This window comes from Pseudoxanthomonas sp. LjRoot204_2 (assembly GCF_056175765.1).
The window spans coordinates 1-11137 of the sequence record NZ_JBGFFG010000067.1 but is presented as its reverse complement, the minus strand read 5'-3'; the positions used below and the strand labels follow the sequence as shown (position 1 = coordinate 11137).

Annotated in this window: 6 protein-coding genes; 5 read left to right on the top strand and 1 reads right to left on the bottom strand. The window is 68.0% G+C overall.

Features of this window, described 5'->3' with window-relative positions:
- The 3 genes from AC04L7_RS05065 to AC04L7_RS05055 form a co-directional block, all read left to right on the top strand.
- Positions 1-2653: DUF7507 domain-containing protein (locus AC04L7_RS05065; RefSeq protein ID WP_475512628.1), on the top strand; the 2653-nt coding region annotated here is incomplete at its 5' end.
- A gap of 11 nt (positions 2654-2664) precedes the next feature.
- A complete protein-coding gene (locus AC04L7_RS05060; RefSeq protein WP_475512627.1) occupies positions 2665-6378 on the top strand; it encodes a hypothetical protein in 3714 nt (1237 codons plus the stop codon).
- A 136-nt stretch (positions 6379-6514) separates the two neighbouring features.
- A complete protein-coding gene (locus AC04L7_RS05055; RefSeq protein WP_296282678.1) occupies positions 6515-7777 on the top strand; it encodes a CynX/NimT family MFS transporter in 1263 nt (420 codons plus the stop codon).
- A gap of 107 nt (positions 7778-7884) precedes the next feature.
- Here the strand turns inward: AC04L7_RS05055 and AC04L7_RS05050 are convergent, their stop codons facing one another.
- A complete protein-coding gene (locus AC04L7_RS05050; protein ID WP_475512626.1) occupies positions 7885-8760 on the bottom strand; it encodes a hypothetical protein in 876 nt (291 codons plus the stop codon).
- 190 nt (positions 8761-8950) lie between these two features.
- Here AC04L7_RS05050 and AC04L7_RS05045 point away from each other — a divergent pair, with 190 nt between their 5' ends.
- Both AC04L7_RS05045 and AC04L7_RS05040 read left to right on the top strand, forming a co-directional pair.
- Positions 8951-9457 carry a hypothetical protein gene (locus AC04L7_RS05045; RefSeq protein WP_435999234.1) on the top strand — a complete coding sequence of 169 codons (507 nt, stop codon included), beginning with the start codon at positions 8951-8953 and terminating at the stop codon, positions 9455-9457.
- Positions 9458-10120: 663 nt separating this feature from the next.
- Positions 10121-11137 (top strand): NAD-dependent epimerase/dehydratase family protein (locus tag AC04L7_RS05040; protein WP_475512625.1); only part of this gene is annotated, 1017 nt, incomplete at its 3' end.

The window sequence follows — 11137 nt, the reverse complement described above, 5'->3', positions numbered from 1 at the left end:
CCCGTATCGCGCAGGCAGCACGATCGCCTACCGGTTTGAGGTGGAGAACACCGGCAACGTGACCCTGGCGAACGTGTCCGTGAGCGATGCGATGGCCGGGCTCAGTCCGCTGGCCTACGCGTGGCCGGGCCTGGCGGGACAGCTGAAGCCGGGCGAGAAGGTCGTGGCGAACGCGACCTACAGCGTGACGCCTGACGACGTGCTGGCCGGCCAGGTGCGCAACACCGCGATGGCCACGGGCCAGCCGCCCACGCCGCCGGGAGGCGCTCCGTCGCCCGGCGTGAGCACGCCGACCAGCAGCGTGGACACCGACATCCTGCCTGCGGTGAATGCGGTCGACGACGCGCCCGCCCCCGTGGATGGGGCTCGCGGCAATCCGTCGGTCGGCAACGTCTACGGCAACGACACGATCAACGGTGTGGTGGTGGATCCGTCGCGCGTCACCGGCACGGTGACCACACCGGCGACCTCGCTCAACGGTGGTCCGGTCCCGGTCCTGGATCCGGCAACGGGCATCGTGTCCGTCCCGGCCGGGACACCGGCGGGCACGTACACGATCGGTTACCGCCTCTGCGAAACGCAGACACCCGACAACTGCGACGACGCGACGGTCACGCTCACCGTGACCGCCACGATCATCGATGCCGTGGAGGACGCGTTCGTCCCGATCCGCAGCGGCACGGGCGGGACCTCGCCCAGCGTGCTGGGCAACGACACCCTGGGCGGTGGTCCTGCGCAGATCGGCCAGGTCACGCTGGTGCCGGGCAGYCCGCCCATCCCGGGACTGGTGATGAACCCCGACGGCACCGTCACGATGACCGCGGGCACGCCGCCCGGTACGTACCGTTATCCGTACACCCTGTGCGAAGTGCTGAACCCGGCCAACTGCGATACGGCCGATGCCGTCGTGGTGGTCAGTGGCGAAGCGCTGCTGCGCGTGACCAAGGCCGCAGGCGTGCGCGACGTGCAGACCGGCGACCTGGTGCGCTACACGGTGTCGGTCGAGAACCTGGGCGACGGTCCGCTGGTAGACGGCCGCATCATCGATACGCCGCCCGCGGGCTTCACCTACGTGGAAGGCTCGTTGTCGGTCAGCGACGGCGACAACGCGGCCACGGTGGCCGGCCAGTCTCCGGTGCGGTTCGAAGGCCTCGACATTCCGGTCGGTGGCAGCGCCCGCCTGGTGTACGCGATGCGGGTGGGCGCCGGTGCGCGCGCCGGCACGCAGGTCAACCAGGCGCAAGCGGTGTCGTCGTCCGGTGAGCCGCTGTCCAACGTGGCGAGCGCCGACGTGATGCTGGTGGCCGACGCGATGGTGGAAGACAGCCTGCTGTTCGGCACGGTGTTCAACGACCGCGACGGCGATGGTTGGCAGGACGGCGCCACGCTGAGCGGTATCCGCGTGCAGGGCGGGTTCGCGTCGGCTGCCTACGTGGCGGGTTCGACCACGCTGGATCGCGGCACGGGGCCGCAGCCGCAGGCCGATGCCAGCGCGCCGCTGCTGCACGGCATCGTCGTGGGCACGGTGGAAGGGCGCCAGTCCGAGGCCGATCCCGCGAGCGGCCGCCAGGTGGTGATCCGCCAGACGTTGCGCGAGCCCAGCTTCACCGACGACTTCGTGCTGAGCAGCGACCAGGGCGTGACCTTGCGGATGGACCGCCACGGCGTCACTTCGGTCGAAACGCGTGGCGACGCGGCCAAGGGCCTCACGGCGGCGATGCCCACGGTGGAGCGTCGTGTCGCGCAGGGCGCGGACGGCTACGTGGTGGACTACGTCATCGGCAACGCCGGTATCGAGGAACGCGGCGTGCCGGGCGTGCGCATCGCCACCGTGGAAGGTCTGTTGATCGAGACCGACCTGTTCGGCCGCTACCACCTCGCCGGCGTGTCCGGTGGCACGTGGGAGCGCGGACGCAACGTGATCCTGAAGGTGGATCCGTCCACGCTGCCCGCCGGCACCACGATGACGACGGACAACCCGCTGCTGCGCCGGGTGACCCCCGGTGTGCCGGTGCGCTTCGACTGGGGCGTGGTGCTGCCCGAACAGGTGATCGAAGGCGGCAGCGACCAGCTGGAACTCGAACTGGGCGAGGTGCAGTTCGCGCCGGGCAGCGCCGTGTTGCCCGCGCGCTACCAGCCGCTGGTGAGTGCCATGGCCGCCAAGGTGCGCGAGTACCAGGGCGGTGAGGTGGTGATCCAAGCCGATGGCGACAGCGAAGGACGCGCGTTCGATCGGGCCAATGCGGTCAAGGACGCCTTGCTGGCCCAGCTCGACGGGCCGGCGGCCAAGGCACTGACGGTGAGCGTCCGCGCAAAGCCGGAGGCGCCGGCGTCGCTGGTCGCCGGTGTGCRGGATGACGCCGCGCTGCTCGGCACGGTGCTGTTCGATACCGACATGGCGACGATCCGCGCCGAGTTCGCACCGCTGCTCGACGCGATCGCGGCCGCGCTCGAACGCAGTGGCGGAGGCGGCGTCGTCATCGTGGGCCACGCCGACCGGCGCGGCTCGCATGCCTACAACAGCGCGCTGGGAATGCAACGTGCGAAGGCGGTATTCGACGCCCTCGCCGGACGACTCAGCGCATCGGCCCGCGCGACGTTGCGGGTGGAAATCGAAAACGACCCGGTCGCGCCCGACGGCGCGCGGAACTGAGGGGGCGGGTCATGGACAAGCGCATGAAGATGAAGCTGTTGGACTACACGTTGATCACGCTGCTGGCCGGTGCGGCGCCGATGGTGGCCGCGCAGGAAGCGGCCACGACCGCGGACAACCCCGCGCAGGGCGAAGGCGCGACGGTCACGTGCGATACGGAACGCTGCACCAGCGAGGACGGATTGTTCTTCCGCCTGCGCACGCGCAGCTACGGCGACCCGGTGACGCAGGCGACCGGCGCGCACGCCACCTCGGTCGCGCTGCAGCCCGACCGTCGCGTGACGGTGCAGGCGGCATCGCCGGCCAAGGCGGTGGTGACCGGCAAGTTCTCGATCGACCTGCCCGGCGGCGGCGCGATCTGGGCGACCGAAGATCCCACGCTCGGCCAGCCGGAACTGTCGGTGTCCGCACCGTCGTTCGCGGCATTCGATGGCACGGGCATCCTCAAGCCGGTGCCGTTCTACGTACGCGGCAACTATCCGGCCTTCATCGCGCGGCTGGAGATCAGCGTGTATCGCGCGAGCGATGCGGACCTGATCGAGCCGCTGGCGACCGTGCCGCTGGACGTGGCTGCGGTGACGCGCGCCGAATGGGACGGCGCGCTGCCGGCCAGGTACCGCTTCCGCAAGGGCGATGAGCTGGTCTACGTGCTGCGCGCTACGGGAGCCGACGGCCAGGTCGACGAAACCCTGCCGCGCACGTTGCAGCTGGTGTCGCCGGAGGAAGCCGAACGCGGCGCCACCGCACTGCGCACGAGCACCGAGCGTCAACTGGGCAATGCACTCAGCACCGAGCAGGCGCAGGCGCAGAGCCTGATCGACGACGTCTTCGCGGGAAATGGCCTGCGCCAGCAGAACATCCCGCTCTACGGCTCGCGCGTGCGCATCCAGGGCCGCAACCTGCCCGCCGATGCCGCGTTGCGCATCAACGGCCAGGACTACCCGGTGGACCTGGAGCGCAAGTTCGTCGCCGAGTACCTGGTGCCGGTGGGCAAGCATCGCTTCGACATCGTGGTGGGTGGACATGGCGACGGGGAAGCGTCGACGCCATCGCATTCGATGGACATCGACGTCACCGGCCGCTACTTCTTCGGCGTCGGCCTCGCCGACGTGACCATCGCGCAGAACAGGATCAGCGGTTCGTCGGCCTCGTTCCAGGGCGATGCGCGCTACCAGGACGACGTGATCAGCGACGGCCGGCTGGCGTTCTACGGCAAGGCGAAATGGCGGGGCAAGTACCTGGTGACGGCGCAGGCCGATACCACCGAACGCGATCTGGAGCGCCTGTTCGACGGCTTCACCCAGGCCGATCCGCAGGACATCTTCCGCCGCCTCGATCCCGACCTGTACTACCCGGTCTACGGCGACGATTCGAACACCTATCGCGACGTCGACACGATGGGGCGCTTCTACCTGCGCGTGGACTGGGACAAGAACCAGGCCCTGTGGGGCAACTATGCGACCGGAATCACCGGTACCGAATTCGGCCAGTACCAGCGTTCGCTGTACGGTGCGGCGCTCAACTGGCGCTCCAATGCCAGCAACCGGTGGGGCGATGCCGGCAGCGAACTGCGTGTGTTCGGGTCCCAGCCGGAGAGCGCGCCGGGCCACAATGAATTCATCGGTACCGGCGGCAGCCTCTACTACCTGCGCCACACGGACCTGCTGCCCGGGTCGGACGTGGTGACGCTGGAGGTGCGTGATCGCACCACCGGCCGTACCGAGAACCGCGTGGTACTGCAGCGGGGCACGGACTACGAGATCGACGAACTGCAGSGCCGCCTGCTGCTGACGCGCCCGCTGGCGCAGATCAGCCGCGACAACAATCCCACGCTCACGCGCGATACGCCGCTCGATGGCCTGGAGCAGCGCCTGCTGGTGGACTACGAATGGGTGCCGTCCGGTTTCGACGCGGACGAGCTCACTGTCGGCCTGCGCGGCAAGCACTGGTTCGGCGACCACGTCGGGGTGGGGGCGACCTACATCGACGAAAGCCGTGCGGGCGAGGACTACACGCTGAAGGGCGGCGACCTCACGCTGCAGGCGGGCAAGGGCACCTTCGTGAAGGCCGAGTACGCGCGCAGCGAGTCGTTCGGCCTGCCGGCATTCTTCTCCGACAACGGCGGCCTGAGCTTCATCCAGCAGAACGACACCGCGCTGAACCGCGAAGGCGAGGCGAAGGCACTGGAGGCACGCGCCAACTTCAAGGAACTGGGCTGGACCGAGCACGACTGGAGCGCCGGGGCCTGGTGGCGCCGCACCGACGCCGGCTATTCGGTGTCCCGCTACGACAACGGCCTGCCGGTGACCGAGTATGGCGCCGAAGTGCTGGGCCAGTTTGACCAGAACATCCGCCTGTACAGCCGCTACACCCGCGCCGAACGCGGCACGGACACGCTGGACCAGGCGCAGGCGACGGTGGAATGGCGGATCAGCGACGACGGCACGCTGGGCGTGGAAGTGCGACGCGTGAACGAGGAAAGCGGCGCCGTCGATGCCGCCGGCACGCTGGCGGCGCTGAAGTACCAGCACCGCATCGGCAGCGCGTGGGACGTGTATGGCGTGGCCCAGTTCACCGTGGACGACGACGGCGGCCAGTATGCCGACAACGACGCCTACACCTTGGGCGCCAGGCATCTGTTCGGCGACAACTCGTCGATCGGCGCGGAAGTCACCGACGGCGATCGTGGCAATGCGGCGACGGTCAATGCCGAATACCGCATCACGCCGGAGCACACGTTCTATGGCGGCTACACGCATTCGACCGACACCACCGGCTACGACTCGCTGTTCAACCCGAAGGGGCAGAACGGCTGGACGCTGGGCCAGCGCTGGCGCATCTCGAATCAGGCCAACGTGTTCAACGAAAGCCAGTTCCTGAAGGAGCGCGACACGTCGGGCCTGGCGCACACCTTCGGCATGGATTTCTATCCGGCGCGCGGTTGGAACACGGGCTTCACCCTGTCGCAAGGAGAACTGGAGAACGCACGATCCGGTGGCGTGGTGGATCGTCGCGCGGTCAGCGTGTCCGGGGGCCACACCTCGCCGGAGACCGACTGGCAGAGCAAGCTGGAATGGCGTGAGGACACCGGTGTGGAACAGCGCGAGCAGTGGGTCAGCACCACGCGTCTGACCCATCGCTTCAGCGACAGCTGGCGCATCGCGGCCCGCCTGAACTATGCCGACACCGACGACCGGCTCAATCCGCAGGAAGGCGCCAAGTTCATCGAGGGCAGCGTGGGCTTCGCCTACAGTCCCTGGAACAGCGAGCGATGGGGCCTGTTCGGGCGCTACACCTATCTGTACGACTTGGCGAGCATGGGCCAGCTGGGCGGCGCGGAGGTCGACCAGCGCTCGCAGATCGTCTCGCTGGAAGGTGTGTACAAGCACGACCAGCACTGGGAGTTCGCCGGCAAGCTGTCGCGTCGCGAAGGCGAGGTGCGCATGGGGCGGGGCACCGGCGTGTGGCTGGACTCGGCCACCACGTTCGGCGCCGTGCAGGCACGTTACGAACTGCGCACCCGGTGGCATGTGCTGGGCGAGTACCGCTGGCTGGACGTCGAGGACGGCGGTGCACGGCAAGGCTTCCTGGTCGGCGTCGACCGCGACCTCAACAAGCACTTCCGCATCGGTGCGGGGTACAACTTCACCCGCTTCAGCGACGACCTGACGGACTTCCACTTCGATCATCGCGGCTGGTTCGTCAACATGACCGGTACGTACTGAGCGGTCCGGGTGCGGCCAGCATGAGGGAAGGCGGGTTTCGGTCCGCCTTTTCCTCGGGCATCGCGTACGGTGCCGCAGGACACACCGTCCTTGCCCATGCGACGCGCTGTCGCAGGCCATCGCCGATAATGGGCGCATGGAATCCGTGAAGACTCGATCGGCCGCACCCGCTTCGCTCTGGTCCGGCCGCGGACTGGTGCTGCTCGGCATCGTGCTRTCCGCTTTCAACCTGCGTACCGCGGTCACCTCGCTGACGCCGTTGCTCGACATGCTGGGCGACACGTTCGGTTTCGGTGCCACCCTCACCGGCGTGTTCGGCATGCTGCCGACCGCGGCGTTCGCGCTGTTCGGCGTGGCTACGCCTGCATTGGCGCACCGCATTGGCCTGGAACGGACGGCGCTGCTGGCCATGCTGCTGGCGATGCTCGGCCTGCTGCTGCGCAGCGCGGCGGGCGACACGACGGCCCTGATGGCGGCTTCGCTCACCGCGCTGGCCGGCATGGGCATCGGCAACATCGTGCTGCCGCCGCTGGTGAAGCGCTACTTCGCCGACCGCGTGGGCACGGTCAGCACGCTGTACATCACCGTGCTGCAGGCCGGCACCATCCTGCCCGCGCTGGTTGCCGTGCCGGTCATGGAAGCGGCCGGCTGGCGCGTCTCGCTGGGCCTGTGGGCGGTCTTCGCCGCCGCGTCGGCGGTGCCGTGGTGCCTGGTGCTGTGGCAGGAGCGACAACGCAACACCCCGCTCGCCCGCGCGCACGACGCAGCGGTTGCCGTCGATGACGAGGCGCCCGAGCTGGCGGCACCGCGACCACAGGGTCGCGCATGGCGGTCGCCGGTGGCGTGGGGCATGGCGCTGATGTTCGGCATGACCTCGCTGGTCACCTATTCGATGTTCACCTGGCTGCCCAAGCTGCTGGTCGAAGCGGGCGGCACGCCGGCGCTGGGCGGCACCATGGTGGCGCTGTTTTCCACGCTGGGGCTGGTGGCCTCGCTCACGATGCCGCTGATCGCCGTGCGCATGCGCAATCCGTTCATCGTGGTGGTGGTCTGCGCGGGCTTCTACGCCGCCGCGTTCGCCGGCCTGCTGCTCGCACCGATGGCGGCACCTGCGCTGTGGGTCGCGCTGCTCGGCCTGGGCCCCAGCACGTTTCCGCTGTCGCTGACGATGATCAACCTGCGCACGCGCACGCCCGAAGGCTCCGCGGCGCTGTCCGGCTTCATGCAGGGCGTGGGCTACACGCTGTCGTGCGCTGGACCGCTGGCGTTCGGCCTGCTGCACGAACACACGCACGGCTGGACGCTGCCGATGGCGTTCCTGGGCGCATGCGTCGGCGTGCTGCTGGTCGGCGGGTACCTCGCATGCAAGCCGCGGTACCTCGAAGATACCTGGCAGTAGCAAGCCCTAAGGGGGCCGAGTCGAAGGCGATCCCAGCGTGCGAGCCTTCCATTGCGGAGATGCTGGGTATCGCCGTACTCAGCTCATCCTGCGAAGCGGGACAAGGCTTAACCCCCCAACTTGATCTCCAGTTTCGCCCGCATCTGCTGGCGAAACTTCGTCGCCAGCGCGGCGAAACCCGCGCCCGTCGGGTGCATCTCGTCGAACCACTGGTCGCTGCGGGTCAGTACGCCGCGCAGGTCGACGAAGTCGAAGACCTTGCCGGTGGTACGGTCGTCGCGCAGCGGCACCAGCACGCGGTCGACGAACCCGTCGATCAGCAGGCGCGCGAACTCGCTTTGCTGCTCGATGCGTGGCAACACGTGCGAGACCTTGTTGCCGATCCACGGGCCCACGCCTTTCTTCAACAGCGCGGCGGCACCCAGGTTGCCCAGGGTCAGCTGCGCGGCGCGGCCGAGCTCGCGCGGGTAGTCGTAGGTGTGCGCCAGGATCGGCGTGTGCGGACGAATGGCCTGGAAGGAGGTGACGAAGGCACGGTAGCGGTCCAGTACCTCGGCATAACGACCTGTGTCCACGACACGCTGGAACGCCGCCGCCGGGTTCATCGGTGCCGCCCCGCGGAACGTGGCCTGCAGGAAGGTGTCGACGAAGTCGTTGCCGCCTGCGCTGACCAGCACCAGGTCGAATTCGAACCCGCGATACCACGTGGACAGGTCGCGGATGCCGCTGGCCGTGAACATGTCGGTTGCCAGATCCCCGCTGTCCTCGGTACGGAAGAACAGGCCGCCCGCCCCGAACAGCGGCACGCCCTTCTTTTCGTCCTCCGGCGCGGGGTACACCAGCCAGTCCAGCAGGTTCATCGACAGTGGCGTGGAGAACCACGAGTCGCCTTCGCAGAACACGATGGGCGTGGAGGCGAAGGCGGCGGGCTTGCGGGCGAGGGCGCGGTACAGCGTGCGGAATTCACCGCGGCGGGTGGTCATCAATGACTGCGAAGCGGGCATCGGGTGTCTCCATGGGGCAGGGGTCCCCAAGAGGGATCAACGTACTTGATAGGCGAGGGCGGCCGTCTCTACGATAGTGCAGCGCCAATGCTGTATCCGTCTGGTGGACCCGCCGAGTGGGACGTTGGTTGCCGCACGCACCGCATCTTCGAAGCTCTGGAGTTTGGCCATGCTCGCGTCTTTCTTGATCGTGGTAGGGGTTGCCGGTCCGATGGTGAACGACTTACCGGAAGGCTGGCGCTTGCCGACCAGCGCAGAACTCCAGCACCCGATGCTACCGGAGTCGCCAGCAGCGTTTACCCGTGTGATTGCGGACCTGGATGACGATGGCGGCGATGACACCGCGCTGCTCCTGAAAAGTACGACGAGCAATGCTGAAGCGCTTTGGGTGCGGATGTCGGGCAAGGAGGGGCCCGCTTGGGTCCGGGTCGATGAAATTTCATGGGGGAGTGACTTCGCCAATGTCGGCCTCGTCATGAGGATCGACGCGGCGGAACCCGGGATCTACGCGTGCCCTGCTGCGGAGGAAGTCTGTCAGCAGGGACGAGATAGCGCAGCACGCAGTCTGGTCCTCCCCAACACGGGGATCGAGTATTTCCGTCTCGGCAGTGCATCATCCCTTTACTTCTGGGACAGCGCGCAGCGGAAGTTCAAGCAGGTCTGGTTGAGCGACTAGCCGACGAGGTCGCCAGGCTCGGTTTAGCCGACCTGGCCGCGCCAAGCCACGAGCTGAATGACGCACGCGTCGCTGAGGTCGGCATTCCGTTCGGCGCACGTGGTCCGCATGCTCGCAGTACTCGCCGGCGACCTTCCGATTCCCATCGTCGAGTCGCATGCGACTCGGGTGCGACTCGAAAATCGTCGAGGGCGAGTGTCCACGCTTCGGGGCTGCAAGCCTCCACGTGCCGGCCGCCAAGCCTTGGGTGTCGGCCGCAAGGCGCGAAGCCTCGCGCTTCACCCGCCACATGTCGTTTGCGAGGCTTCGGCCGTTGAAGCGACAAGCGTATCTGGCTCTCGCGCGACATTTTTCGTGTCTCCGGCGAAACGCTGGAGGTCACGCGCGCGTCTTTTTCGCTGATGGGTGGGATTCGGAAGGTCGCCGGCGAGCCGTCGAGGCTCGACKACGGCCGGCCGACGTTCGCTGCGGGCACCTGGAAAGGGGAGGGTGAGCCTGCACGGGTTGGACGCTGGTCACCGCACCTGTGTTCCGGACGCGGGCGACCGCCGTTGGCTTTCCCATACCGATGGTTTACAGGAAGTCACAACGACTTCCGGCAGGGGTTTGCCGACCGGGGCGGTGCTATCTAGTCGGTTTCCTGACACCGCTGGGGAGCACCGCATGACCACCCGTCGTGACCTGTTCAAGCTGGGCGCGCTGGCCGCCGCCGCCGCCGCGCTGCCGTCGTTCGCCTCCGCCGCCAGCGAGACCAAGCCGGTGGGCAAGGCGGCCAAGCCGCTCAACATCCTGATCCTCGGCGGCACCGGCTTCACCGGGCCGTTCCAGGTCGAATACGCGCTCAAGCGCGGCCATAAGGTCACGCTGTTCAACCGCGGCAAGCGCCCGTCGCCGGAATGGCCGTCGACCGTCGAGCAGCTGCACGGCGACCGCAACACCGGCGACCTCGCCGCGCTGAAGGGCCGCAAGTGGGACGTGTGCATCGACAACCCCACCAGCCTGCCGTTCTGGGTGCGCGATGCGGGCCAGGTGCTGAAGGGCAACGTGGGCCACTACCTCTTCATCTCCACCATCTCGGTGTACGCCGACGGCAGCAAGCCCGGCATCAACGAGGCCTCGCCGCTGGCGCAGTACAAGGGCAAGGATGCGATGGCCGAAACGCAGCAGACGCTGCGCGCCGACATCGAGAACCTCTATGGTCCGCTGAAGGCGCTGAGCGAAGCCGAAGCGCACAAGCAGTTCGGCAAGAACGTCACCATCGTGCGGCCCGGTTACATCGTCGGCCCGCGCGACGAGACCGATCGCTTCACCTACTGGCCGCACCGCGTGGCGCAGGGAGGGGAGATCCTGGTGCCCGGCGATGGCCAGGACCCCATCCAGATCATCGACGGCCGCGACCTGGGCGAATGGATGATTCGGCTTGCGGAGACGCGCACGCTGGGCACCTTCAACGCCTGCGGGCCGGACTATTCGCTGTCGATGGACGCCATGCTGTACGGCTGCCAGGCCGTCACCGGCGGCGGCATGACGCTCACCCACGTGCCGCCGGCGTTCCTCGACGAGCAGCAGGTCGGCCTGCCGATCTGGGTGCCGTCGAAGGACAACCCGTACGCGGGCTACGGCGCGGTCAGCAACCAGCGTGCGATCACCGCGGGGCTCACGTTCCGTCCGCTCGCCACC

Coding starts and splice junctions, on each gene's coding strand:
- AC04L7_RS05045 (WP_435999234.1), top strand. CDS start 8,951: ATGCTCGCGTCTTTCTTGATCGTGGTAGGGGTTGCCGGTCCGATGGTG.
- AC04L7_RS05050 (WP_475512626.1), bottom strand. CDS start 8,760: ATGACCACCCGCCGCGGTGAATTCCGCACGCTGTACCGCGCCCTCGCC.